The organism is Paraflavisolibacter caeni, from assembly GCF_025628885.1.
GTDB lineage: Bacteria > Bacteroidota > Bacteroidia > Chitinophagales > Chitinophagaceae > Flavisolibacter > Flavisolibacter caeni.
The window spans coordinates 241663-267569 of the sequence record NZ_JAOTIF010000004.1; the positions used below are offsets into that span (position 1 = coordinate 241663).

Sequence of the window (25907 nt, forward strand, 5' to 3'; positions counted from 1 at the left end):
AGATTAAATACTTATAGCTATTAGTTTTATTATGACAATATAAGTATTGTTGGATGTTAGTACCAGGTTAATGATTTTTGTTAATTCACTATTGCTGTATCTATTCATTGTACTTGGCTTAGGATAATAAAAGTATGCTTATCGCATTTAGATAAATGTATTTTATTAGCTAAGTAGCCTATTAGGTTTATTGATGCTTATTAGCATTGCAATTCCATTTGCATTTTCTATTATTTAATTATATAAATAGCAAGTATATGTATAATAAAAACGTTGAGTCAAACTATTTTATTAACAAGATAGGGGGAGAAAATAATTTATCACTTTCCAGGCGGGATGTTATGAAGAAACTTGCACTTGCGTTGGATGAGGAGCAAAGAAAGCTTTTGATTGTGCAAAAGAATTCTGAAGATAAATATGATTGGCTTATCATAAGTATTGATAATATACAAACTCACTTTATAAAGAAAACCTACAGAAATATCAATACAAATGATTTAAAAAGAGGCATGCTTGAAGAACACTTAGAAAAAGTTATGTTATACTTTGAGTTTGTAAATTGTAAACAACCAGTTGAAGTAGTTTTTTATGACCACATTGATCATAACATATTTGAATTACCAGAATTAGTCCAAATAGCTAGAGACTGGCAAATTGTTGTTACTAAAATACTCATGCATCAACCAAAATATAGAAGCGTCTATTTAAACTATAAAAGTCAATATTGGCAAGGGTTTTAAAGCTACTTATTTTATTATTTTAAAACGAATACTTCTATACAAGAATCAAATGAGGGTGTCTCAAAAGTAAGAGACACCCTCTTTTTATTCGGTAGGGGGGATGGAATTGATTTCCATTTACGCGATGCTTAGCGCCTTCATTTTACTTTTGAGATTCTGTGTTAAGATCCAAGTTAATTTGATTTATTTAATTTTGTTTTTTAGGCGGCTGAAAGCCAGCCTGTTTAGGGAGCAGCTTTGGCTGCTCTCTAATTTTATGCGATCATCTCCTGTAAGAGGTTTGCTTTTTTATAATATTCTTTATCGTATACAGCCTTGTTTTTATACAGTATATAGATCATTTCCAGTAACCTTCTCTGTATGGCTACCACGGCCTTCATTTTTATACCATGCTTAGACACTAATCTAATAAATATGGCTTTAAAACCTTCATCATGCCGTATAGCCGTGAGCGCGGGCAGATGCATGGCTTTTCGCAAATAAGTATTTCCCTTTTTGGAGATCCGGGGTTTGCCTTTGATGGAAGTACCCGATTGTTTCTCCTTGACATCCAGGCCGGCATAACTGCTTAGTTGTCGTTTATTACGGATCAGTTCAAAGCCATTGGTTTCGGCTAAGACCGTGGCTGCTGTTAACAATCCTACCCCAGGTAAGGAGCAGATGATTTCAGCGGTCTGCTTTATTTGCTCATCCTGTTTAACCAGTTTGCTGATCTCCTCAAGGATTTCTTTTTCCTGCTTGTCCAGTAATGCGATCCTCTTTTTGATCCTGGCTACAGAGGAAGCATTGGGCTCTGCTTCAGCCCCTTCGGCATGCAGTTGGTTTTTCACCATGGTCCTTTCCTGAACCAGTTGATCCCGCTCACGGGTTAATTGACGCAGTTTTTTGAAGATGGCTTTAGGGCGCTGCCAACTCTCCAGTTTTCTCTCTAATCCAAAGTGAGTAATGGTTTCTGCCATTGTTTTGTCCGTAACCGTCTTTACTTCTAGGGTTTTGAAATAATTACTGATTTTATTGGGCAACACAATACTGATGGCATAACCTGCCGCCTCCAGAAAATAGGCAAGCGGTTCATGATAGACCCCTGTAGCTTCCATGACAAAACGAAGGCTCACCTCTGGATTGGTAAGCTTATGAACCCATCGGGTCAACTCCCCGAACCCTTTGCTTGTATTGCGGAATGCCTTGTAAGCATGCATTTCAACGGTAAAGTCCTCAGACAGACGACCGAAACAAACTACTAACTCTTTTTGCGCTACATCTATGCCAACTACCTGTTTTACAATTTTGTCCATACCATTTGATTTAAATAAGTAAAAGCGAACCCTCTCCCTTCGTTTTGTCTCCTGGTGGGATATTCAGGATATAACGCCCTGCGCTATTCCTTACATTCTGTTCAAACTCTTGGAGAGATAAAAGCAGTGAGGCTATAGCTCAAAAACTACATACTTTAAAGCTGTATAGACACCCTTCGCTCTCACTGCTTTTCACCTTTAAAATCAAATCTATTGGTATCTTAATATTCCTTCAAAAAGAAAAGGGTATCCCCCGTTTTACAAACATAGGAGACACCCTCATTTTTCAGTACATATATTTATTAAAAGTTGGATTGTTAGCTATCAGGATAATAAACCTTAACAATAGGGAGGATTCAAATTAATCCCTCCTTTACGTTCAAATCCATCAGAAAGATTCACTAGTAATTCTTATGAAGTATAATTCAAGCATCAAGCGATCAACCAAAACAATTTGTCACTCGAAGTTTGTAGTTAGAACACTTATATCTTTAACGTAACCTTTAATACCTAAAGACTTTTATACAACAATATTTGTTAGATTTGTATACATGGCAGGTATCATTATTCATAATACACATACTACTTGTAACAGGTATTTAGTACTTGATACAAGGGATTGTTTTACCTGCTCCTTCACAGAGTTTTTCCCTTTCTGTTCCAAGCTTTACTACTTCTCCAATTTTAAGGACTTTAATACATCTGCCCAGGCCTGAAATTTCAGGGCTTTGGATTCTTCCTGGTTGTAATTATTCCTTTTATTCATTCATCAGTAAAGTATTTTGCTATGACTCGAAATCAAGCGATTTCAGTAAGTGATAACATCATCTTTTTACTCCTGCTAACAAATGTGATCGTATTAAAAAATGCATTTGTCATCCACGAGAAATGATATTGGCTATTAGTGATAACGATCCCTATGTTCTTAGCCTCTTTGATTACGTATCGAAGAAAAGGATGTATGTGTAAAACAAAATTGTAAGCACTTACTGTACAAACTAATTAAACATGTCAATAATGATTGTTACTGCAGCTTTTATGGCAGTGTCTCTATTGATATTTCTATTGTTGGTCTTCAAAAATGATAAGTATATGAGTAATAGAACAACTGATTTTCTTGCGCGATTTAGCAAGCTTGGAATTGAGAATAATATTTCATTTTCAAGTCAGGAAATATTAAATGACTGTGCTATTGGTCTTGATGGAAAACACAGGAAACTTGTGGTTTTAAAGCAATGTGGCCAGTTTGAATATGACTGGCATATCATTAATCTTGATGAAGTTCTGAGCTGTTTTATCAAGAAAACTTACAGGGGTATCAAAGCTGGTGAACTGAAGAAAAGGGGGATTGATAATTACCTGGAATCTATTATCCTTCGGTTGGAATTCCTGGATCATAGAACACCCATAGAAATATCCTTTTATGAGCATGCAGTCCATAAAGGTCGTAAAGTATTGGAGTTGGACAGGAAAGCAAAGAACTGGCAAATTATGCTTTCTAAAATGATAAGGAATCAATTACAGATGATAGCTTGATTTGATGCCCTGAAGAATACATGGCCAGAAAGGTGATCATCATTTTTTAATTAACGACAATTTTTTTATGACACGAAGTCTAAAGGCGGTTTCGATCAGTGGCATTATATTATCTATGCTCATTTTCATGAATGCCATCATATTAAAAACTGCGAATAAAGTGGATGAAAAATGGTATTGGGCGCTTTTGGTATCTGTGCCCTTGTTGCTGATAGCTATTAGGGATATTCGACAGAAGAAGCATGCAATTATACGCAACTACCCTCTTATTGGTCACCTGCGCTATTTCCTTGAGGCCATAAGACCAGAGCTGAGGCAATATTTTTTTGAGTCAGACCTGGATGGAAAGCCCTTCAATAGAAGGCAGAGGTCAATTGTTTATCAACGGGCTAAAAATGAAAGACAAAGCGTTGCTTTCGGCATGCAATCAGATCCAATGGCCCTAGGCTACGAGTGGATTGCACACTCTGTATTTCCGGTTTCTATGCTGGATGAAGATTTACGGGTGAAGATTGGTAATAAACAGTGTCTACAGCCCTACCAAGCCAGCATTTTAAACATTGGAGCTATGAGCTATGGAGCATTGAGTAAAACGGCCATTGTCTCTTTAAACGAAGGAGCCAAAATTGGAGGTTTTGCTCATAATACTGGTGAAGGAGGCATCAGTGCTTACCACTTACAAGGGGGCGATCTGATCTGGCAGATTGGAACAGGTTATTTTGGGTGTAGAAGCGAAGATGGAAAGTTCAATGCTTTAGCGTTTCGAAAAAATGCTTTACACCCACAAGTGAAAATGATAGAATTGAAATTATCTCAAGGAGCTAAGCCTGGCCATGGGGGTATACTGCCCGCTGCGAAAAACACTCCTGAGATAGCAGCAATCAGGTTAGTAGTGCCAGGTACCACAATTCTTTCACCAAGCCGTCATGCGGAATTTGATACTCCAGAAGGAATGATGCGTTTTATTCACCTTTTAAGGGAACTTTCTGAAGGCAAACCTGTAGGTTTTAAAATATGTATCGGGGATAAACAGGAGTTTATTGATATCTGCCAAGCCATAAGCTCCACTGGTATTATCCCCGACTTTATTTCCATAGACGGTGCAGAAGGCGGCACCGGTGCAGCGCCTCTGGAGTTTACGGATCATTTGGGTATGCCTTTATATGATGCGCTGGCATTTGTAAAACAAACACTTGATGCATTCGGCTTGTCTGAACACATAAAAATTATAGTGGCTGGTAAGATCATTACTGGATTTGATATCATTAAAGTGTTGTCTCTTGGTGCATCAGCCTGTTATAGTGCCAGGGGAATGATGATGGCGCTTGGATGTATACAAGCATTAATATGTGATAGTGACAAATGCCCTGTAGGCGTTACTACACAAAACCCCTCATTATACAAAGGACTGCATCCTTCTAATAAAAGGATTCGTGTGGCCAACTTTCATGCCCATACAATTGCAGCGACAAAAGAGATCATGGAAGCATGTGGATTTAAGAACCTGGAAAGCATACATCCATCAAAACTATTTAGAAGAATCAATGAACATGAGACCAAAAGTTTTGAGCAGATCTATTTCAAGCATAAGGAAAGCTCCTTTATCAATAATCTTCATTCACTATTAAATTAATTCTTTATGGAAACAGTAAAAGAACAACTTATTATAAGAAAGGACGATTATGAATTAATTGTAGCCTATTTAAAGGGAGGCCTGAACAGAAACTCATTTGACCGCCACAATGCTGAAGAACTGGAGGCTGAATTAAAAAAAGCCAAACTGGTAAACAAGAATAATTTTCCTGCAGATGTGGTGAGGCTAAATTCCAAGGTGAAAATATTGGATGAAAAAGACTGAAAAACCTTTGAGGTTACACTGGTCACACCAGAAAGGGCTGACATCAAAACGAGAAAGGTTTCCATTATGTCACCGGTAGGAACTGCCCTCATTGGGTACAGAAAGGGACAAAAAGTTAGGTGGAAAGTGCCTTCTGGTGAAAAGACCTTTACCATTTTAGAAGTTGCACATAAGTATACATAAATAGTATTAAACTTTATAAACCCAAGTTATGCCGTTATACCTAATAATCATACTGATCATCGGATTACCTGCTTTATATGGAATCAGGGAAATAATCAAAGAAAAACGTAAAAAAAGAAGTCAGTTAAGCCTTGCTATGAGTTATGATATGCTTGTATTAGAAAATAAGCTTTCGATAGAGTATATCGATATTTTAGAAAATAAGGTAATTGCAATAGACAGAAAAAATAAAAAGCTTGTGCTTATCGACCATACAGAGGAGAACAAACAAGAACTGTGCATATCATTATTGCAAGTTGCCTCAAGCAGCATAATTGAAGAAAGAGACGAACAGGATAAATGCATCAAAAAAATCTTTTTAGAAATAAAGTTAAGAAGACACCATATGCATCATAAGTTTTGCTTTTATGATGATAGTAAAGATTCCGTAACTGAGCTGCCCTCCTTATCAAGAAGAGCCTTGCATTGGAGAAATCGTGTAAATATTCATAGACTTCCAGGAACAGTTAGCATTGAACAAGAATATGTACTTTGATTATTAGCTTATGATGAGTACTTAATTGATAAACAATTAAAGTCATGAAATACATAGAGAATTACGAAGGTATTAAAACTGATATACAAACTATTGACATTGACATGAATGAATATCTTCAGCTACGTCTTCAAAGCTTAATTATGAAGCTTAAGCAAATAGGGCCAGAAGTAATTTGGATAGACATTTTTATAAAAAATACGAATAAAGGTTTTGTTTACCTGCGTAAAATTAGCGTTAGGTTGGCTATACCTGGCCAAGATCACATTGCTTCAAATGTAGGTTATCGTTGGAAATCTTTGCTTAAAAAGGTTGAGAGGAAGTTAATCCGTCAACTTAAAAAAAGAAAAGCAATGGCAATAAAATATACTCGGAGGGCCTCAACAATAAAAAAATACAAAAGATATCCAAGTTACTTCTGTTGTTAGTGATGTAATATAAGTATTGTAAAAGATGAAAAACAAATGAAAAAACGTATTCAAAATATAAATGAAAAACTAAGCAAATGGCAACGACAAAACATTTTTGCTACCCCCTTACATATTGTATTACTCATTGTTGTGGGTGCGCTTTTCATCTCTACATTTATAGCAAGCTTCACTTCCCAAGAAGGACAATCTAATGTAACAAAGCTTAAACTTTATTTACAGGAGTTTCTGGAGATAGATCTAATGACCTTGCGTGCAGAGGATGAAATTTTCAAGCTTGAAAAGCTGGTGAATCGGGTAAAAACAACCTGTGAAAAGGACGCCATTTGCGGAGACTATGAATTATGGAAGTTGCTCGATGTTGTTTGCAAAAAATTAAATATTTTTGTGGATGGTAATGAAATAAAGGTAAGAAATTCATGGAGGTTGTTCAGAGCTATTGCGCAGGAATTTTATACTTCTTACGCTCCAGAAAGAGGTACTCAGAACTAAACTGCTCAAGTATAAAATTCGTTGAAATAAGAAGTTGCCTATAAAGTCAATTCGCAAACAAAAACCTAGAGCTTACAATCATGGATTGAAGCAAGCTAATTATTGTGGTCAGTCAACCAGAGAGTACCCTACCAAATAAATAAGTATTAGTAAAATTCTAAATTGTAACACTATGATTCCACAATTTGAAAATTTATCAGATGAAGAACGGAAGCTACTTTATAAAACTCCGGTATTAATCTCTGTGTTGGCTTCCTGCTCATATGGCCAGGTCAATAGCACACAGAAAAAGGATGCCATGAAGCTTGCTCATTTAAGGAAATTTACGGCAGCTCCTTTATTGCAGCCTTATTACAGAGAATTAGAAAAGAGTTTTAAAGAGCAATTTGAGGAAGCTGAAAAAATGTATTTTCCTTTTGACGATGAAAAAAGGAATGAACTTAAAAAAGAAATTGCTCGTGTCAATGGTATTATCTCAAAACTTGAAACCTTTTATGGTGAAGCATTATTGAAAAGCCTTGAAAGATATGCAAAACACGTAAAACATTCAGTGCATACTGTATTCCAGGATATTATTTTTCCTATTGCATACTCAAAAATGAATAATTGATAATTAAATGCAAAATATTAGTATACGATTCAATAAGTAAAAGTAATACCAGCATTGGAGCCAGTGTTGCTTTTACTGTTACGGTCCTTTAATTCTACTGCATTTCCAAGCCTTGCACCCTTTCTCTTTTACTTACTGTTGGATAATTTTCTTCTAAGAAATCATGACCTCCTGCTAGACCCTATAAATAGTGACGACGCTGTTTGCAATTTCGTCATCAATCTGAACTTCACAGGATAAAATAAACTTTTTCAAACCTGTGTCATTATTACTAATCATCACACCACAAGTGCCACAGCATCCGCCTCCATAGCAAATACCAAAACTGCGTAAAGGAAGATGCTCAGATATAAGGCACATTAATGATTCGTATTTCCCTTCCCTTGTTTGTACCTGATATGTATTTCCTTCATAATCCAGGCTAATTACGATTATATTATTTCTATTATGCATAACAAGTATGTTCTAAAAATTGTTTCAATATTATGGCTTGCCTCAGATGGACGTACTTAGTTGAATATATTAAAGTAAGGAGTTTTTTTGTTTTTATGTCTTTCCATAAAATCATCAATTTGGATTAAATACAAGCCGCTGGTATGCCAGTGATGCCACCTCCTATGATAGCAACATCCATAGAAATATCCTTTGTCAATTAAGGAAAAGAAGCCTCCCTATGCAATGATTTCCATACAGACGGATATGCAATATTGTTGCCTTAAAAAACTATAATCATGATCGATAAAGCAATTGTGTATTTAAAACTACTAAAAACCCTACCAAATAAAAGAGTTTGTCGCCGTTAGTTCAGGCACAATAGAGAAGTATTATAGGCTTTATGTATTGATCTAGGAAGAGCATACTCCTCCCCTTACTTAAATAGAGTAAGTGAATGTGCTAAAGGTTACAAGAGTTTTAAAATTTTTTTTCATCTGCTAAAAAGTAAGTATTTCTAAATTTCTGTAACCTTTCGATCTGCCAGTTACTCTATACAATAAGCAACCAATTGACAATAGCTTATGTTATAACCTATAAAACAGTAGTGGAGCAAAGCCTCCTTGATCATATAGAAATTGAGAATGATGATACTGTTATAGAAAAGATCCAGAATGGAAATTTAGCATTGTTTGAAGTTATGATCCGGAAATACAATCCTGTCTTATATAAGATTGCGAGAAGTTATGGGTTCAGCCATCAGGATTCAGAAGACCTAATGCAGGATACTCATGTGGCGGCCTATACAAAACTTTCAAAATTTGAGCATCGGGCTTCTTTTAAAACATGGGCCTCCAGAATAATGATCAATAAATATCTTTAAATATGGATATTATAAAAATTAAGTTCCACGAGAACAAATCCCGGAATCAAATTCCTTACCTATGTATTTAAAAGGAAACGAAAACCAGACAGAAGAAGTGTTGCAGAACCGTGAATTGGGAAAGGTTACATTAGGCTCTAGTATTCATTAAAAATCACCAGTAATTTAACTCCGGGTATTTGAATTATTATAAAAATTTTCCTTCACAATAAATGTAACCTTTTAATACTTCACTTACTCCAACAAGTAAGAGTTTTCTGGATCTTCAATGAAAACCATGGAAACTACTTGTTGAATGTACAAATGAGTAAAATTTAAAAGAATGTTCACAATTAATAGTAATGGCAATTATGTGGAAGAAACAAACGGGAAATTCGTTCCGCCTTTATTTAATGAACTTTTGGGCACAAATGATTCAACGCTTGACGACGAGGCAAAAATGTTACTTATCAGTAACCATTTTAAACAGATCATGCTGATACTAGGTCTTGACCTGAATGATGATAGTCTGAAAGCGACACCTGATAGGGTAGCTAAAATGTATGTGAAAGAACTATTCAGCGGGTTAAATGCTGATAATAAACCAGATGTTACTCTTTTTGAGAACAAATACCGCTACAATGAGATGTTGATTGAAAAAAATATTACTGTTTATTCCTGTTGTGAGCACCATTTTGTGCCCATCATCGGTAAGGCTCATGTAGCTTACTTTTCTAGTGGCAAAGTGATAGGTTTATCTAAAATCAACCGTATCGTGCAATACTATTGCAAAAGACCACAGGTGCAGGAAAGGCTTACAGAACAAATAGCAGGGGCTTTAAAAGAAGCCTTGCAAACTGAAGATGTAGCTGTTGTAATTGACGCGGCTCATTTGTGTGTAGCATCAAGAGGTGTAAGCGATGTAAACAGTACAACCATAACAAGCCACTATTCAGGTAAGTTTAGAAAAGAAGAACCAAAAAGAGAATTCATTTCATTTATCAAATAATGCTTCATGAGTTTTATGTCTAGCAGCAAATAAAAATTAATGGAACACAAGATCAAGATAAAAGCTATTGAGCAGGTTACGCACAATGTAAAACGATTTCAATGTGAAAAGCCAGAAGGGTATGATTTTGTTCCTGGTCAGGCTACAGAGGTTTCCATCAATAAAAAAGGATGGGAAGAGGAAAGAAGGCCTTTTACTTTCACTTCATTGAATACATCACCCTATCTGGAATTCACGATCAAGATGTATAAAGATCATGCTGGGGTCACTAACGAACTCAATACGCTTGTGCCGGGTGATGAATTGATTGTCAGGGATGTTTGGGGGGCAATTGAATATAAAGGTCCCGGATATTTTATTGCCGGTGGTGCTGGTATTACTCCCTTCATTGCTATACTCAGGCAGTTGAAGAAAGAAAATAACCTGGATGACAGCAAGTTATTTTTCTCCAATAAAACAGATCGTGATATCATTCTTGAAAATGAATTGTCTTCAATGCTTGGTAAGAATGCCATTTATATCATAACTCGTGAACATAGCAAAAAGCATCAGAATGGCTTTATAAACGAGCAATTTTTGAGAGACTATATTGATGACTTCGGTAAACACTTTTATTTATGTGGACCGCCCAAAATGGTGGAGGCAGTAAAGGACTGTTTAGTAAAACTGGGTGCTTCACCGGAAGCAGTGGTGTTTGAAAAATAAATGAAAAAATTAAGAAACAGGAACTAACGGCAAAATGGATAAAGCTGATTATTCAATTCCTATACTATGAACAAAACATTATCAGAGTACTTTATGTTTGCCACCGGCATTGAAAATAGTTATCCAACTATTCAGTTGCCTGATGGCACGTAGAAAAGGATAGATGAAATGGAGAAGACGGAGCATTACAAGCATTGGAAAACCGATTATCAGCTATTGGAATTATTAGGCATCACTCACCTTCGTTACGGACCACCTTATTACAAAACTCATTTGGGTCCAGATAAATATGATTGGGAATTTACCGACATTACTTTTAAAAGAATTTGTGAGCATGGCATTATCCCTATTGTTGATTTATGTCATTTTGGGGTACCTGACTGGGTAGGCAATTTTCAAAATCCAGACTTCCCAGAGCTTTTTGCATCATATGCCAAGGCTTTTGCGGAGCGTTTCCCTTACCTTCTGTATTTCACGCCCATTAATGAAATTTTTATAACAGCAACATTCTCAGCCTTATATGGGTGGTGGAACGAAAGACTGTCCGGTGAGAAAAGCTTTGTAACGGCCTTAAAGCATTGTTGTAAGGCCATTACATTACCAACGAACATTTAGTGCATCCAGATGGAAGCACCGAGGCTTCGGTAGAAATCTTCGGGTACTATGTAATCACCCACCAGTATTACAGCTGTTATCGCTTGCCTATTATGCATACGGAGACAAATATTACCACACCTAATTGTGTTAACTGGCTGTATAAATAATGGGCCAATGTGCACCAATTAAAGCGGGATGGTGTGCCAGTTGACGGGTTTACCTGGTACAGCCTTCAGCACCAGGTAGATTGGGATAGTGCCCTTCGCGAGGACTCAGGACATATCAATCAGCTAGGCCTTTTCGACCTTAATCGTAATATAATGCCTGTTGGTAAAGCCTATAAAAGACTTATACAGCAATGGAAAGATATACTGGTATCAGAAAACTATGGGTTAAATTTTTAAAATTGGGTATTATTAGCAGAATTCAAATTAAAAGACAGAATATTCAGGTTTTCTGTAACCTTTCCCCTACCTACTTACTCTTTAGTTATATAACCTAATATTAAAGCTATGAAATTAACTAGTACTATTATCGCTCGGGTAACCTGCACGATGGTATGTTCAACTCTACTTTCTGTTTCGTCCTTTGCCCAGGAAAGTGCAAAACTTTCAGATGCGGAAGTAGCCTCGGTTGCAGTGGTGGCTAATCAGATAGATATCAGTTATGCTGAACTTGCCAAGGAAAAATCAAAAGATGCAGAGGTTTTGAACTTCGCACAAACAATGATCAATGATCATAAAGCTGTGATTGGTCAGGCTGTTGCTTTGGTAACCAAATTAAAGGTTACGCCCAAGGACAATGCTACCAGTCAAAAATTGTTGTCAGATGCAGAAAAAACAAAGAATATGTTACGTTCAAAATCAGGAAAGGCATTTGATAAAGCATATATTGATAATGAAGTTGCCTATCATAAGGCAGTGATCGCAGCCGTTGAAGGCCTACTGATTCCTGAAGCTGAGAACAAAGAATTAAAAGACTTGCTGCAGAATGTAGTGCCGGCATTGAAGACGCATCTTGAGCATGCCACTATGTTACAAAACAAAAAATATAAGTAATGCACTATACATTGGAAATATTGAGAAATAGCATTTATTTCCTCTGCTTTGTCTTTCTTTTGAGTAGTTGTTCGCCGGTTCAGGAAAAAACTATTCCTAAAGTACATACAGTTGAAATTAAGCAAATGAAATTTCAACCTGCTGAGCTGACAGTACAAAAAGGAGATACAGTTGTTTGGATCAACAAGGATATTGTTGCCCATGATGTGACCGAAGAATCTAATAAAGCATGGACTTCCTCAATATTGCCTTTAGGCAAAAGCTGGAGCATGGTGGCAACACAAAGCTCCAATTATTACTGTAGCATTCATGTGGTCATGAAGGGGAAGTTGGTAGTACAATAGTTAGAAACTATTATAAGCTTAAAGATTGTTTAGAGGTGAATAGAATTCATATTTTTTATATAAAATGAAAAAGAAGATGAAAAGAATAGCAATCAATGGCTTTGGCAGGATCGGAAGAGCAGCCCTGAAAATAATTATGGAAACTCCCGAGTTGGAGCTCATAGCTGTCAATGACTTAATGAGCATTGATAATGCTGCATATTTATTGAAGTATGACAGTGTTTATGGTAAATATGGAAAAGAGGTAACCGTTCAGGATGGCCATTTACGTATAATGGATAAGAAAATCTTATTTGTTTCAGAAAAGGATCCCTCAAAGCTTCCATGGAAGAACTTGAACATAGATGTCGTGATAGAAAGCACCGGATTGTTCACTAAAAAAGAGGATGCTGAAAAACATATTCACGCTGGAGCGAAAACCGTGGTCCTATCAGGCCCAACTAAAAGCAAGGACACGCCCACAGTGGTACATGGCGTTAATAATGCAGATGGCAAAACAACCATATTTTCATGTGCAAGTTGTACTACAAATAGTATTGGTCCTATCATGGAAATTATTGATAGAAGAATAGGAATAAAGAAGGCAATTCTAAATACAGTACATGCCTATACTGCTTCCCAAACGCTTGTAGATGCTCCTTCAAAAAGAGAACCAAGAATGGGGCGTGGCGCGGCGGTAAATTTAGTTCCTTCCTCTACCGGAGCAGCCATTGCAGCCACTAAGGCACTGCCGCAATTAGAGGGTAAATTTGATGGGATCTCTATACGAACGCCAGTACCTGTAGGTTCTATTTCAGATATTACTTTAGTGGCTGCCAGGAATACTTCGGCTGAAGAAATCAATAATATCCTGTTAAAAGAATCAAAAACAGAAAGATACAAACTCGTATTATCTGTTTCAAATGAGCCGTTGGTTTCTTCTGATATTGTTCAAAGCTCTTATGCTTCTATTGTAGATTTGGAAATGACCCGGGTTGTCGATGGTGATTTAGTAAAAATAATGGCATGGTATGATAATGAATGGGGATTTACCAATCAAATGATTCGGCAGATTCAGAAGATTTAAAGAAAGGTCTTCCGACATTATAAAATTAGAGGATCATTAATTCAATTACTTTTAAAAGTGTTTAATGAAATGTGCAATTAAATTTATAGTACATTATGAAGGACGAATCTACTTTTTAGAAAGTAATAATAGCGAGTATAGAAATTTGATGAGTTTACTAAAAGATAAGATATGCCCGGAAGATTTTGGTCAGTGCGGAGGTATGGGAAGATGTGGCACCTGTTTGGTAAAAATTTCTAGAGGGTCAAGTGATTCTGAAATGTTTTATAGAAATGAACACGAAACACTTAGGAAAATAGGTATTGTGGATCCAGAAATAAGATTATCCTGCCAAATTCACGTAAATGAAGGTCTGAAAAACGTAGTTGTGCAACTCCTTGACAATAATTGAACACAACAATTCTTGATATTCTTATAAAATTATTTTGCATCCTAAATTGAGGCAAACTGTCTGAGTAAATAAGACACCAACAAGTCTTCTAATCAGTTTCCAATCTCTCTTTAATCTGCTCCTAAGACTGGTGATGTACATTACTATGCTTTCCAAACCGTTTGGCCTTAAAACATTGCAGGAGGCACTTAATACTCAAATGACAAAGTAAGCCTCTGCTTCTCAAATTTATCTTTCATACGCAGCATGGGCATCAAACAAAGGCTATGGAGGTATTGCAAATTTTCTTTTCAGACATTCAAACGGAGAACGTATTCATATGATGAATATTTTAGAATACATATTGGAAAGAGGTGCTAAAGTAAAAGTTGAAGTTATACCTTCTCCTCCTGAAGATCCAATAAGTATTCAAAATTGCTTTGAGAAAATATTTGAGCATGAGGTTGATAATACCAAAGGGATTTATAAACTGGTAAAAATGAGTTTTGTTGAAGAAGATTGGGCCACCTGGCATTTTATGAAATGGTTTGTAAAGGAACAAACTGAAGAAGAAACATTGGCTTTAAATCTGTTGGATAAAATTAAAATTGCAGGAGGAACAAATGCTGGCGCAGAAGCCATATACGTGCTTGATAGAGATTTGCAAACTAAATCTGATGATGCGGTATTAGCGGAAGATAAAACGGCAGCGAATCCATGATTTATAAGTTCTCAGTATTTATTTATCCGAAAGAAAAGAATTCAAAACGGTTTAAAACAGTGAGGATAAAATGAAAATCAAGATCAAAAGAGTCTATGAAGAACCTGCTCAAGATGATGGCATGCGTATCCTGGTGGATAGACTTTGGCCAAGGGGCCTGACAAAACAAAAGGCCAATATTGATTTATGGTTGAAGGATATTGCTCCCAGCACAGAACTTCGAAAATGGTTTAATCACGATCCCGAAAAGTGGAAAGAATTCAGGAAACGATATAATGAGGAACTCAAAAAGAACACAAACCAAATTGAAGTTTTGGAAAAAGAGGTGAAGAAAGGAACGGTTACATTGGTTTATGGTGCCAAAGATAAGGAACACAATGAGGCGCTCATTCTTAAAGAATTTGTTAACCGTGAATGATTGAAATCGGGAATTTGATAAAATGTAAATCGTCAAAAATGAAAAAAGTATTAATTGCATTGGACTATAATCCAAGTGCACAAAAAATTGCAGAAACAGGCTATGGTTTAGCAAAAGCAATGAATGCCCGGACGGTTTTGCTACACGTAATTTCTGATCCAACTTACTATTCTTCTCTCAACTATTCTCCCATAATGGGGTTTGATAGTTTCAATAGTGTAGATACCATCCAATCAGATACTGCTGAGAAATTAAAAAAAGCAGCTCAAAATTTTCTTGATAAATCAAAAGAATATCTTGGTGATGAAAGGATTGAAACCGTTGTAAGCAAAGGTGATTTTGGGGACACGATTTTGGAAACTGCAACAAAATTAAATGCTGATTTAATTGTGATGGGTACGCACAGCAGACGCGGATTAGAGAAAATATTAGTAGGAAGCGTAGCGGAAAATGTTTTGCATCATAGTTTGATACCGTTATTTATTATTCCAACTAAAACTCTTAAAGGAAACCAATAATAAAAATTACTGAAATATTTAAATCATGCCTAAAGATGTTTATCAAATAAAAAAATTATTAAGCACTAAAAATGGCACATTCACCTATTATAGTCTTGCGGAGCTTGAAAAGCTGGGATATGGTATCGGCAAGCTCCCTTGCAGCATTTGCAAAGCAAAAAGGCAGCAACGACGATACCTTCCTTAGCCTTGCTGTTAAAGATATTAAACGTGCTGCCGATTTTTTTAAATCGGTCTTCGAGGAAACCAATGGGTATGACGGCTTTGTAAGCATTGAGGTTTCGCCTCATCTTGCTCATAATACGGAAGGAACTATTAAACAGGCAAGAGAATTATGGAATGCTATTAACCGAAAAAATGTAATGATCAAAATACCAGGTACGGCAGAAGGCTTGCCTGCCATACGTAAGTGCATTAGCGAAGGGATAAATATTAATATTACGCTGCTATTTGGTTTGCCACGCTACAAGCAAGTTATCGATGCATATATTTCTGGTCTGGAAGATCGCGTTAAGGCCAATCAACCAATTGATCAAATCGCTTCTGTGGCTAGCTTTTTCCTTAGTCGGATTGATGTATTGATTGATCCTTTATTGGAACAAAAGGGACTGGCTAACCTGAAAGGCGAAGTGGCCATTGCTTCAGCTAAAAAAGCCTATGAAATGTATAAAGTGGTGTTCAATAGTGAACGTTTTAAAACTCTTGAGACAAAGGGTGCAAAACGGCAACGTGTGCTGTGGGCCAGCACAAGTAGTAAAGACCCATCGTTTAGTGATGTGAAGTATGTAGAGGCATTGATAGGTGCTGAAACGATCAATACCATTCCAATTGAAACACTGAAAGCTTTCAATGATCATGGAAGGGCCGAAAGTCATTTGGAGGATAATCTGGATAAAGCGACGCGTCTGCTAACGCAGTTGAAAGAAAAGGGAATTGATATCAACACCATTACTCAAACGCTGGAACACGAGGGCATCGAAAAATTCAAAATGGCTTACGATAAACTTTTAGCAGCTATTGAAAAGCAAAAACAAGTGGCATATTAAACTAATCGTATGGAAACATCCAAGGTCAAAGTAATTTTTTTAGACATTGGCGGGGTATTGCTCAGCAATGGGTGGGGACATGAATCCCGGCAAAAAGCTGCTCCGTAGACAATTGCTAACTGTACACCTAATTTGTTGAACAATTAAATATCTTTTGCGATAATGGGCGTTTCATCCTCTATTTTTACAAATACACGTTCCACTATCGCACTACAATAAACGGGATTAAAATGGAATAGTTCAGATGTATAGCAATCTTTTAGTTTTTGCTGCAATAAAGCCTTAGCCCGGTTTAAGCGAACCTTTACGTTTGCAGCGGTAATATTCATCAATTCCGCGGTTTCATTGATAGAAAAGCCTTCTACCTCCCTTAGAATCAGAACAGTCCTGTAATTGGAAGGAAGACTATTCAAGTTACTTTCTATTATAGTGGAAAGTTCCCTATTCATAATTTTATGCTCTGCATCACCAGCAATCAAAGATGCGTGCAGAGGTTTTTGGCTTTTGTGCACTAAATGACTGTTAGGCTCTTCCATCTTAGAATATCCATGATTTTTCTTGTATAGACATTTACGAGTTAGGATTTTTGTGAGCCATGACTTGTAAAGTGGGGAACAATCTAATTGTTGTAAATGCATATATGCTGTTACGTGTGTGTCCTGCATCAGGTCTTCAGCATCCTGATGGTTGAAGCCATAGCTTCGAGCAATTCTATAAAGCAGGGGATTATAACGCCTGACAAGTACTTCAAATAAAGCGTTATTACCCTCTAAAATCTTAGCAATCGCTTCCTGATCGCTTAATTCAGCGGTATTATTCTTAATATTATTCATTTGCCAATTATTTGATAACCAATTGATTAATGCCACTAAAGCCTATTGCCTTCTACAGGGAAGGTCAATGTAACATAATGGCAATAGTTACATCTCGTTAACATGTAGGTATACCTAGTTGTTATGCGGCAACCCAGTAATAAGGGCAAATGACTTGAAGACTTTAAAGCTGGAAAAATAATACAACTTGTTGCAGAAAGGTAGAAATTCAGTAAAGGAACAGGTATAACAATCCCTTGTATTCAGTATAATATACTGTACAGAGCTGAAGTTAGGTGTTTTATGTTCCAGGTGTAGCATTTTTAAATTAAAAACAACGAATTGCTTAAAGAAGGGCGATAGTTTATAGTACCTAATTATACTATTTCGTAAGGTACAACAATAATATAAATTAAACAATGACCAGAAATAAAATACAGGATCGCGCGCTATGCAGGACAAATTGTTAAAACTGGTAAATAACACGTGGAATTGTACCAGGCTTAATAGTTTAAACAAGACGGACAGATAATACGTAGAATGCAAAATATCTGTATAAAGTAAGTCAGCACGCAAAAGGTTACAGAAAAATAATAAAGTTTGCAACGGTATCATAATTAACATGATGACGCATTTCAGGATTGTGATATTATATAATTACCGGATATAAAAAAATACCTGAACCACCATAAAGAGTATCATCCGGAAGCAAAAGCCATAAAAGGACAAACATTAACCTGCCCTGCTCAACGATTATTTATGTAGCAACAACCAGATTCAGAGGCGGGGAATTGGGTTACGTTGTTGCTTATGACATGATTAAAAATTATTGCAAGTAAAAGCCGATGCCTAAGATTCACACGTTCCCCACACTTTACGAGGGTGATTGCTGAAGGTGATGATGTAAATGCTGATGATAATGTAACTTTAGAATATGAATGAGGGTGCATTCAAACGTTCTGATTACTACAGACAAACAGAAGTGGTTAAACGATTTAAAATAGCTGCTAAACTGTTTAAACAACTATTGGTTGATAATAATATCAATCAGGTAAATAAACGCGTAGATTTGGGAGGTTATGATGTTACAACGGTATATGTGAAGAAAGAGGATATTGATGTATTAAATATAAAGTTACGTTCTTAATTATGAAAGGAATTGTTTATGAAGTTACTGGTACAGATGTACTTGGACTTGCTCCTGTGTTTCATGAAAAATATAAAAGAGGATATGCATATGAAACAACAACACACTTTGTTCATTACTATGCATATGATTATGGTTGGAATAGTTTACAAATAAACCTTTGTGTTACAGAACCTAAGAACGGAACTTTAGAAGATTGGGTAAAGAAACATTTTGAAGCGACAAACATTCACACTGTAGATTATGAAGTGGGGGAAACAATAGAAGGTGTATGGAGACCTGGTTTGTATTATTATGAACACATTTATCAAGCATTGAACACTTGTGAATCAGAAAGAAGATTGAATGAGCAAGCTTTAAGGGTTTTGCTCGAAAAATTAGATGATATATTTCTTTACATTGAACCAGATGCAACATCATTCAAGACCTATAGCCATAAGTTACGTGAGTTGCTAATATTAGCATGTACAGAGGTAGAAAGTTCATGGGTTTATTTCCTTGATAAAGCGGGAGTATCACCAGTTAATAGAAGCTCCTTTACAACAAAAGATTACATTAGGTTAAAGGATGTTCTTTTTCTTGAAGAATATGAATGCACATTTAAAGGCCACACAAGTATTCCTGCAATTCAACCATTTAAAGGTTGGGATGATACTTCACCAACTAAATCTTTATCGTGGTATGATGCCTATAATAAGACTAAACATAATCGGGTATTAAATTTTTCAGAGGCTAATATGTACAATGTGATTCAAGCTGTAATTGCAAGTATCATCATGTATATAGTAAGGTATAGTCCATTCCCCATGCAGGAAGAATCTGGTACATTCAATAGTTTGATAAATCAACATTTTAAGTTTCGTTTGGTGGATTCTGATGTAAAGAAGCATTACATACCATTAATTGAAATTCCTGCACCTTTTCGTCCAGACATAATTTCATATAGTCCATTTAAAAATGGCCATGTAAAACCCTATGTTGTTAAACCTTTTATATTATAAATGTTATTATTTCTTTTCTATTAGAAACAATATAATTGATATAATAACTCCTAATAGGCTAATTAATAAAGCCCAAAAAGCATAATTTTTTGATTTACGCGCAAATTCTAATGTTTGGAGTTTATAATTTTCATCTGCACTGTAACCACCTTCTTCAACAAACCTGTACCCTTTAGCTGTAAGTCTGCATAAACCAAGAAAGGTGTTGTCATGTGTAATGTAACCTTCCTCAGCTAAGTATCTAAATGCTTTTTTGAATCGAGGATGTTTATAAAGTTCAGGATTTTCTTCAACAAATATGCTGAAGGCAATTTGACCGTTGATAGATGATAATTTTATTAGAATATCATCAAGTAATTTGTTGTCCATACTGCCAAAATAAAAAAAAATAAAAAAAATAGTGTTTTTAGGCCTTTTCAATTTTTACAGACTATTTATTCTAAATGGATAAATATGTCAACATTTTATTACGATTTAGAACTATCACAGGCAAAGGAAACCGCTTTTGCTCAAAAGCTTCAGAACCAGGGTTTTACAGTATCAACTACGCAGGATATGGGTAGGTTTAATGGTTATGATGTTAAGGCTATACACTCCACAGGTACAACTACGTATGAAGTAAAATATGATGAAATGAGTAGTGTAACAGGTAATGTTGCGGTTGAGGTATGTAAAATGGTTAACGGAGAAAAAGTAGAATCTGGTATAACTGCCTCTGTAGCAAATGACTATGTGTATTGTTTTCCTGGTGATAATAACTTTTACAATATTCCACGTTTCCAGCTCTGGAAAATGATTATTACCCAGCAATACACTAAGGTTGTAAACAGTGGTGATGGGGGCAAATATAAACTTGCTCTATTCGATAAAGAATATTTCGTTTCCAGATGCACCAGAATATAAAAAACTTTTCAGGTGGAGGTGATTTATCCTACACTTTCTGCGGGACAGTAGTAACAGGTAGTAACAATTGGTAACAGTAGTAACATCTGTTACGTTGTTATTACTGTTACTATTTTATGTAAAAAGCATAATCTCTGAACCAACGGCCAACTAAAGAGCCAACTCAATAAAATAAAAAAGCCATAAAACATTAATAAACAATACTTTAAGGCTATTCAATGGTGACCCTGTAGGGAACAGAACAGGATCACAAAAGCCGAGACAGTATTGAGTTTCAGCAAATCTATTCATCAAGGTAACCGAAAAGGTAACCGAATAAATTGTTGGATTTTGATGAGATTTCGAAGAGCTAATCTGCTCTTAAAATTTACAAAATAACAGTCACAAATGATAGCAATTTGATTCAAATCTTATGATTTAAGCCTAGTGAAATCAGAATCTTATTCTCAGTGAACTATGCTCAATTGGAAGATTACTCTGCTCAATAAGCGTAGAAACAAAGTATCAATCAAGTTCTGTGCCTTGCTGGTACAATACTCTTATCTTATAGAGCCATTTAAATGTAGATAAATGATTGTGGGGGAAAAGAGTTGAAATCTTTTCTGATACAAAGTGGCTTTTTATACCTTTTTGCATATTTTACCTTAATAGCATAACCTGTACTTTTTTTACTGAAGTACTTAAAGAAGAAATCCTCAGTGATGCCTGCATGTACTTTTGTTTGTTGCCAGAGTACTGCGATATCATCATTCAATATATGATCAATTTCAAACTCACCAATAACCTTTTTAATGGGAGCGGATGCATAAACGATCACCTTTTTTACTTCCTTGTTTTTGAAAATAGTCCGTCTGAATTCATATTTTTTTTCTCCGCTGAATATCTTATTTGCAAATTCCGGTTTAATCGACAATAATACTTTCATCGCTTTGAGACTCCTTTAATAAGGTCCTTAATTGTTCAATACTGATAGGTGAAAATCCCCTGGGTACAGACTTCACATCACTAATAATCCCCAACTCAATCAGCCGTGCCAAATTAGGTCTTTTCCGCAAAGAAAAGGTGTATAAGAATTCCACAACGAATGGTTTAATATGTTTATATCTGTTCCAAAATTCAAGCAGCTGCTTTTCGGTGAAAAAAGTTTTCTTTCTGCAAATTGAAAAGAGTTCTTCTGGACTATCAATATTATCATGCACTCTTTCTACAATTCCAATAGTTGTTGCTACACCGATATACTTTCCTCCTGTTCTATAAAATAAAATTGGATCTCCACTACTAAGCCTCCGTTCGTAAGAATGTGAAATATAGACTTTACTTAGTGCATTGCGATGCGGTTCCATTTCGCGGTAGTTAGCCGGCGATTCTGTATTTAAAATAGAATCGGGTAAAAGTTCTGTATGGTAATCAGGCCAAATAGGTACGAAGAAAGGAGTAGTTTGCTGTGAAATATATGGAAAGGTAACTCTAGGTACGGCTCTGTCTGCCTTATTTGAAAAATCGCGCACAAATACTTTTTCTCTACCCGTAGGTGTTTCTTTTTCGCCAAACACAACAAATCCCCACTCTTCCAATAACTCAATGAGTCGAAGTTGATCGGGTGATTTGTCGAAGATGGTTACATAGATTTCGTCAACTTTATTTATTAGTGCATTATCAAATACTATTTTTAAAAAGCGTTCCCCTATTCTATATCCATTCAGGATTACTTTGAAAGTACCAATCTTTAGTCTCTTTTTAGGAGGAAACGACGGATATATATCTCTATAGTTTTCCCCAACTCCTTCTATTTTCACATACAAAAAACCAATAATTAGCTCTTTCCGATAACATACATAGGCTATTTCGTCAGACTTACTTTTAAACCATTTATCAAATCCTTGGTAATCTTCACGAAAGGAGTCAAAAAAAGAATTATTAACATCAATACTACCGAAATAGCTTTTCTGAATGGAAAGTACTTTATAATTTACGAGTTCCGGATGTTCAGCTATACAAACTTCAACAAAACGGGAAATGGTGTATATTTTATCTGATATACCCAACCGGGCTGCTTTTCGGTGAATCTTTCTGTCTTCAGTTATGAATATATCGACACGATCTTCAACCAGTTCATTAAGCAGCAAGGAATCATTGCGGTCATTTTCGTCTTTATCCATCTCATCACTGATTGTTTTAACTGCTGAATTCAATGGGGCTATTGTTTTTAGTACATGATATGCTTCTAATTTTACACTCATAGTTCGGACTACTTCTTCATTACCATGCTTTTTAATCTCTACTTCTGTAATAGGGTGTACACATTTGGAGTATTTTAGGTAGTCGAGCCATTTGAATAACTGTCCTATTGAAAGATTAGCAATTTTGGCTGTTTCCCTATGTATAACGATGTTAGTATCAAGAAGTACTCTCATAAGTGATCAAATTAGTTTTAATGATTCTAAAGTAAAAAATACCAGAAATATATTGTGAAATAAAATGTTAAGTGCGCGTTTAATCAGCGATAGCTTTATTAGTTAGGAATTGCAGGGAACTTTCTTCTTTTAATCCGATGAGTTCACAGAATTCATAAATAATGATTAGGTCACCTGGCAGTTTATTGTATTTGAAGCCAATATAAACAATGATCTTACAGACGGTTCATTCCTTCTTACCTGTTATATTAGTAATGTCATTGGCATAAATGACTATGCGAATAGTTACATTTTCATGTATAATGCAGCAAGCTACCTAAAGGATGCGATTTTCTAAATATTTAGGTGGTGGGATAGAAAGTAAAACCCCACAAAGCTAGTATTTGCAGGGCTTTAATGAGATTTGATGTTTGAGTTGCGAACTGGACGGGACCGCACGCTTTCTCTGGAATACGAGCTGGTAATAGGTTGTAAAGGATAGGATTTTTGAGAGCACCGAATAGGGCACTTTTAGTTTGATTTCATTTAGGCGGATCTGTTGTCCTTCATACTTTATTCCTGCAATTTCATCGATTTACTCAGCAAAACTGGAAAATACGCCTCCCAAAATATCAAATAAATTAAAAAAGCAAATAAAATAGAACTATGGTCCTGATTAGTGTGGGGCAGCAAAGGTGCAGAAATTGGCCGTCAGATCTGAAGCGAAGGGGTTTTGTCCGCATGGAAGGGAAAAAGCAGCCGGTGGTTTTTATCGGTCTTTAAGAGGCAAGACGGAGCACCTCTCAAATAGAGAACCCACTTTTGATGTCTTTGAGCTCCATTAACTATTTATTGCGATAAATGAAAGAACAAACCTAAACAATAATCCACTTTATCGCAATTATAATTTACCCTATCAGATAACTTATTGCCCAAAATCTACTCTATCGCTACATTTGTAGAACTCAATTCTGTAGAACTCTATAAACCTCTACAAAGTATGCATCTGGGCAAAACCATCAAAAAGATCAGAGAGCCAAAAGGCCTGCTACAAAAGCAGGTGGCCGCCCAACTGGGCATCAGCCAAACCACCAATAACAAGCTGAAAAACGAAGGCGGCGAGCCTTCCGTAAAAGAACTCCAAAAGCTGGCCACACTCTTTAACATGACCGTGCACCAGATCCTAAACTATGAGGGAGAGGTGCCGGGGGAAGTGGCTATAGAAAACAAACCGGGATTTGAACATCTCAAACTGCTCAACCAGCTGGATGAAGAGGACAAACAAACCGTGTTCAAGATCATCGACACCATGCTCACCAAAAAGAAGTTAAAAGACTTCTTCTAGAAAAATATAGCAGCACTGTAAAAGAAAAAGCCGCAGATAAGGAACTGCGGCTAACAAACAATAATTTAACTATTTACTACAGACTTGGACCAGCCTCAGGAGAAAAGCATTATGCAAGACAGACTGATTATGGTATGGAAAAATGTAGCTAAACGGCTACATGGAACCTTTGAGCAGAAAAAGGATACCGACTACTTCCATAACCATGAAGCTTATGAACTTACTTGTCACTATGATAAACATAAAGTTATAGTTACAGCTTATCTACAGCTAATTCCTGAACGAGGAAGAGGCCCTTTTCTTACTCACTTTACAAAAGTATATGTGTGCTTTTATAACCAACAAAAAGTTTATTTCAAAATAGCAAAGAACAGCTTTCTAAGTAGCATTTGTAATCTTATTTCTCCCCAAATTAAAACTCCTAATTCAACTTTCAATAAGCGTTTTAATCTGTCCGGTCAACCTCGGTTTAAAGTTGCAAGCATCTTTTCTAATCAAGAGATATTACAACCCATAGTTGACTTTGATGATATATACTTAGAAGTAATTCACAACAATAAGTTTGCCTCTTCCTTTGCACCTCCTAATAATGAAGATGTATTAGAAGTTAATGTAAATTATGTATTGAACAATGAAGAACAGATTTTAAATCTTATACATTTATCTACTCTGTTGGTAGAAGAAGTTACTTCTATTCGTATATAAACTTTATTTTATTCTTTTCTAAACCACGTACTTGGATCGCTTCTTTCTTTAATCCGTTTTCATAACTATATTTTATATTGTAAACCAATCGCTCACCATCAAAAAGACTTTCACTCAGGAGATTGTTACCTAAGTCATATTTATACACTTTTTTGACAACTGTTGAAGCAATTGGGTTTTCGACGATTTCTTGTGTTTTATTTCCATGCAAATCATACTCATACTTTTCACGTGACTGTAATGTCTTAGTAGTATCAACGATCATAAAAGTTCGCATCGCTGTTAAACGATTATTGGAATCATAATCATACTCCAAGATCATTTTTAAAGAATTAAATTCTTTATCCCATACCTCTGACTTTAAAACAATCGTATCAGCTTTATAACTGTTTTTATAGATTAAAGTAGAAGTATCACTACCAGGCCTCAAGTCGTACATCTTTAGCTTCACTATATTGCCATTTGTATCTCGTAATATTTCAGTTCTATCTGCAAGTGTATTATCAATTTGGAAAGAATAAGCTGTCTCCTTTCCATGACTATTGTATTCTGCTTCCTTTTTAATTCTTCTTTTATGGTCTGCGCTATCATAAGTAACCTTTCTTAGTAGGATTCCTTCGCTATAATACTCAATAGCAATTGTATCGCCCTTGCTTATGATCTCTCCTCTATTGTCTAAATCGAATTGCACCCATTTCACACTTGTAAAATCCTTCTTAGATTCTTTGCACGACTGTATTATGCTTGTTACTATAAAAAGAAACAATAATTTTTTCAT

The 25907-nt window shown here is 35.8% G+C and carries 32 protein-coding genes and 1 pseudogene; 27 read left to right on the forward strand and 6 right to left on the reverse strand.

The genetic code is table 11. The features are described 5' to 3' along the window. Positions 1 to 257: 257 nt before the first annotated feature. Positions 258 to 740 carry a hypothetical protein gene (locus OCK74_RS08680; RefSeq protein WP_279296631.1) on the forward strand — a complete coding sequence of 161 codons (483 nt, stop codon included), beginning with the start codon at positions 258 to 260 and terminating at the stop codon, positions 738 to 740. A gap of 254 nt (positions 741 to 994) precedes the next feature. Here the strand turns inward: OCK74_RS08680 and OCK74_RS08685 are convergent, their stop codons facing one another. After that, positions 995 to 2035: an IS110 family RNA-guided transposase gene (locus OCK74_RS08685; protein ID WP_279296632.1), complete on the reverse strand. Its 1041-nt coding sequence runs from the start codon at positions 2033 to 2035 to the stop codon at positions 995 to 997. Positions 2036 to 3043: 1008 nt separating this feature from the next. Between OCK74_RS08685 and OCK74_RS08690 the strand changes: the two genes are divergently transcribed. From OCK74_RS08690 to tal, 21 genes and pseudogenes are all read left to right on the forward strand, one after another. Next, positions 3044 to 3571 carry a hypothetical protein gene (locus OCK74_RS08690; RefSeq protein ID WP_279296633.1) on the forward strand — a complete coding sequence of 176 codons (528 nt, stop codon included), beginning with the start codon at positions 3044 to 3046 and terminating at the stop codon, positions 3569 to 3571. 67 nt (positions 3572 to 3638) lie between these two features. Beyond that, on the forward strand, positions 3639 to 5204 hold the full coding sequence (locus OCK74_RS08695) for an FMN-binding glutamate synthase family protein (protein WP_279296634.1): 1566 nt from the start codon (positions 3639 to 3641) through the stop codon (positions 5202 to 5204). Positions 5205 to 5210: 6 nt separating this feature from the next. Beyond that, the gene (locus OCK74_RS08700; protein WP_279296635.1) at positions 5211 to 5429 is read left to right on the forward strand and encodes a GreA/GreB family elongation factor; all 219 of its coding nucleotides are present in this window, start codon (positions 5211 to 5213) and stop codon (positions 5427 to 5429) included. Between the two features lie 15 nt (positions 5430 to 5444). Continuing rightward, a pseudogene (locus tag OCK74_RS27935) lies at positions 5445 to 5612 on the forward strand (GreA/GreB family elongation factor); the annotation flags it as partial. Positions 5613 to 5640: 28 nt separating this feature from the next. Further along, on the forward strand, positions 5641 to 6147 hold the full coding sequence (locus tag OCK74_RS08705; protein ID WP_279296636.1) for a hypothetical protein: 507 nt from the start codon (positions 5641 to 5643) through the stop codon (positions 6145 to 6147). 44 nt (positions 6148 to 6191) lie between these two features. Then, the gene (locus OCK74_RS08710) at positions 6192 to 6575 is read left to right on the forward strand and encodes a hypothetical protein (RefSeq protein ID WP_279296637.1); all 384 of its coding nucleotides are present in this window, start codon (positions 6192 to 6194) and stop codon (positions 6573 to 6575) included. Positions 6576 to 6611: 36 nt separating this feature from the next. Then, complete coding sequence (locus tag OCK74_RS08715; protein WP_279296638.1) at positions 6612 to 7067, forward strand: hypothetical protein; 456 nt, start codon at positions 6612 to 6614, stop codon at positions 7065 to 7067. Between the two features lie 172 nt (positions 7068 to 7239). Further along, entirely contained in the window at positions 7240 to 7677 is a 438-nt protein-coding gene (locus tag OCK74_RS08720; protein ID WP_279296639.1) for a hypothetical protein, read from the forward strand. 1003 nt (positions 7678 to 8680) lie between these two features. Then, a complete protein-coding gene (locus OCK74_RS08725; RefSeq protein ID WP_279296640.1) occupies positions 8681 to 8992 on the forward strand; it encodes a sigma factor in 312 nt (103 codons plus the stop codon). Between the two features lie 322 nt (positions 8993 to 9314). Then, positions 9315 to 9980, forward strand: a complete 666-nt coding sequence (gene folE, locus OCK74_RS08730; RefSeq protein ID WP_279296641.1) for a GTP cyclohydrolase I FolE — start codon at positions 9315 to 9317, stop codon at positions 9978 to 9980. A gap of 39 nt (positions 9981 to 10019) precedes the next feature. Beyond that, the gene (locus OCK74_RS08735; RefSeq protein WP_279296642.1) at positions 10020 to 10685 is read left to right on the forward strand and encodes an FAD-binding oxidoreductase; all 666 of its coding nucleotides are present in this window, start codon (positions 10020 to 10022) and stop codon (positions 10683 to 10685) included. Positions 10686 to 10901: 216 nt separating this feature from the next. After that, positions 10902 to 11300, forward strand: coding sequence for a family 1 glycosylhydrolase (locus OCK74_RS08740; RefSeq protein ID WP_279296643.1), 399 nt, complete (start codon positions 10902 to 10904; stop codon positions 11298 to 11300). 158 nt (positions 11301 to 11458) lie between these two features. Further along, the gene (locus OCK74_RS08745; protein ID WP_279296644.1) at positions 11459 to 11686 is read left to right on the forward strand and encodes a hypothetical protein; all 228 of its coding nucleotides are present in this window, start codon (positions 11459 to 11461) and stop codon (positions 11684 to 11686) included. A 108-nt stretch (positions 11687 to 11794) separates the two neighbouring features. Beyond that, entirely contained in the window at positions 11795 to 12340 is a 546-nt protein-coding gene (locus OCK74_RS08750; protein ID WP_279296645.1) for a DUF4142 domain-containing protein, read from the forward strand. After that, complete coding sequence (locus tag OCK74_RS08755) at positions 12340 to 12684, forward strand: cupredoxin domain-containing protein (protein ID WP_279296646.1); 345 nt, start codon at positions 12340 to 12342, stop codon at positions 12682 to 12684. Before OCK74_RS08750 ends, OCK74_RS08755 begins: the two co-directional genes overlap by 1 nt. 76 nt (positions 12685 to 12760) lie before the next feature. Further along, the gene (gap, locus tag OCK74_RS08760; protein WP_279296647.1) at positions 12761 to 13750 is read left to right on the forward strand and encodes a type I glyceraldehyde-3-phosphate dehydrogenase; all 990 of its coding nucleotides are present in this window, start codon (positions 12761 to 12763) and stop codon (positions 13748 to 13750) included. A 64-nt stretch (positions 13751 to 13814) separates the two neighbouring features. Then, on the forward strand, positions 13815 to 14141 hold the full coding sequence (locus tag OCK74_RS08765) for a 2Fe-2S iron-sulfur cluster-binding protein (RefSeq protein WP_279296648.1): 327 nt from the start codon (positions 13815 to 13817) through the stop codon (positions 14139 to 14141). 226 nt (positions 14142 to 14367) lie between these two features. Further along, positions 14368 to 14841: a ferritin gene (locus tag OCK74_RS08770; protein ID WP_279296680.1), complete on the forward strand. Its 474-nt coding sequence runs from the start codon at positions 14368 to 14370 to the stop codon at positions 14839 to 14841. Positions 14842 to 14911: 70 nt separating this feature from the next. Continuing rightward, the gene (locus OCK74_RS08775) at positions 14912 to 15259 is read left to right on the forward strand and encodes a DUF488 domain-containing protein (RefSeq protein ID WP_279296649.1); all 348 of its coding nucleotides are present in this window, start codon (positions 14912 to 14914) and stop codon (positions 15257 to 15259) included. Between the two features lie 38 nt (positions 15260 to 15297). Next, a complete protein-coding gene (locus OCK74_RS08780; RefSeq protein WP_279296650.1) occupies positions 15298 to 15777 on the forward strand; it encodes a universal stress protein in 480 nt (159 codons plus the stop codon). Positions 15778 to 15848: 71 nt separating this feature from the next. Continuing rightward, positions 15849 to 16823, forward strand: a complete 975-nt coding sequence (tal, locus tag OCK74_RS08785; protein ID WP_279296651.1) for a transaldolase — start codon at positions 15849 to 15851, stop codon at positions 16821 to 16823. A 143-nt stretch (positions 16824 to 16966) separates the two neighbouring features. On the opposite strand, the gene OCK74_RS08790 is transcribed toward tal, so the two are convergent. Then, positions 16967 to 17656: a sigma-70 family RNA polymerase sigma factor gene (locus OCK74_RS08790; RefSeq protein WP_279296652.1), complete on the reverse strand. Its 690-nt coding sequence runs from the start codon at positions 17654 to 17656 to the stop codon at positions 16967 to 16969. Between the two features lie 913 nt (positions 17657 to 18569). Between OCK74_RS08790 and OCK74_RS08795 the strand changes: the two genes are divergently transcribed. Together OCK74_RS08795 and OCK74_RS08800 are read left to right on the forward strand one after the other, a co-directional pair. Then, complete coding sequence (locus tag OCK74_RS08795; RefSeq protein ID WP_279296653.1) at positions 18570 to 18782, forward strand: hypothetical protein; 213 nt, start codon at positions 18570 to 18572, stop codon at positions 18780 to 18782. A gap of 2 nt (positions 18783 to 18784) precedes the next feature. After that, a complete protein-coding gene (locus tag OCK74_RS08800; RefSeq protein ID WP_279296654.1) occupies positions 18785 to 19783 on the forward strand; it encodes a hypothetical protein in 999 nt (332 codons plus the stop codon). Between the two features lie 6 nt (positions 19784 to 19789). Here the strand turns inward: OCK74_RS08800 and OCK74_RS08805 are convergent, their stop codons facing one another. Continuing rightward, on the reverse strand, positions 19790 to 20152 hold the full coding sequence (locus OCK74_RS08805) for a hypothetical protein (RefSeq protein ID WP_279296655.1): 363 nt from the start codon (positions 20150 to 20152) through the stop codon (positions 19790 to 19792). Positions 20153 to 20236: 84 nt separating this feature from the next. On the opposite strand from OCK74_RS08805, the gene OCK74_RS08810 reads away from it, so the two are divergent. Then, on the forward strand, positions 20237 to 20686 hold the full coding sequence (locus OCK74_RS08810) for a hypothetical protein (RefSeq protein WP_279296656.1): 450 nt from the start codon (positions 20237 to 20239) through the stop codon (positions 20684 to 20686). Between the two features lie 556 nt (positions 20687 to 21242). Here the strand turns inward: OCK74_RS08810 and OCK74_RS08815 are convergent. Together OCK74_RS08815 and OCK74_RS08820 are read right to left on the reverse strand one after the other, a co-directional pair. Next, positions 21243 to 21611, reverse strand: coding sequence for an ASCH domain-containing protein (locus OCK74_RS08815; RefSeq protein WP_279296657.1), 369 nt, complete (start codon positions 21609 to 21611; stop codon positions 21243 to 21245). Then, positions 21589 to 23100, reverse strand: a complete 1512-nt coding sequence (locus OCK74_RS08820) for a PIN domain-containing protein (protein ID WP_279296658.1) — start codon at positions 23098 to 23100, stop codon at positions 21589 to 21591. Before OCK74_RS08820 ends, OCK74_RS08815 begins: the two co-directional genes overlap by 23 nt. 979 nt (positions 23101 to 24079) lie before the next feature. Here OCK74_RS08820 and OCK74_RS08825 point away from each other — a divergent pair. Together OCK74_RS08825 and OCK74_RS08830 are read left to right on the forward strand one after the other, a co-directional pair. Next, a complete protein-coding gene (locus OCK74_RS08825; protein WP_279296659.1) occupies positions 24080 to 24424 on the forward strand; it encodes a helix-turn-helix domain-containing protein in 345 nt (114 codons plus the stop codon). Between the two features lie 111 nt (positions 24425 to 24535). Beyond that, on the forward strand, positions 24536 to 25129 hold the full coding sequence (locus tag OCK74_RS08830; RefSeq protein WP_279296660.1) for a hypothetical protein: 594 nt from the start codon (positions 24536 to 24538) through the stop codon (positions 25127 to 25129). Here OCK74_RS08830 and OCK74_RS08835 read toward each other — a convergent pair. Further along, on the reverse strand, positions 25116 to 25907 hold the full coding sequence (locus OCK74_RS08835; RefSeq protein ID WP_279296661.1) for a hypothetical protein: 792 nt from the start codon (positions 25905 to 25907) through the stop codon (positions 25116 to 25118). The genes OCK74_RS08830 and OCK74_RS08835 overlap by 14 nt on opposite strands.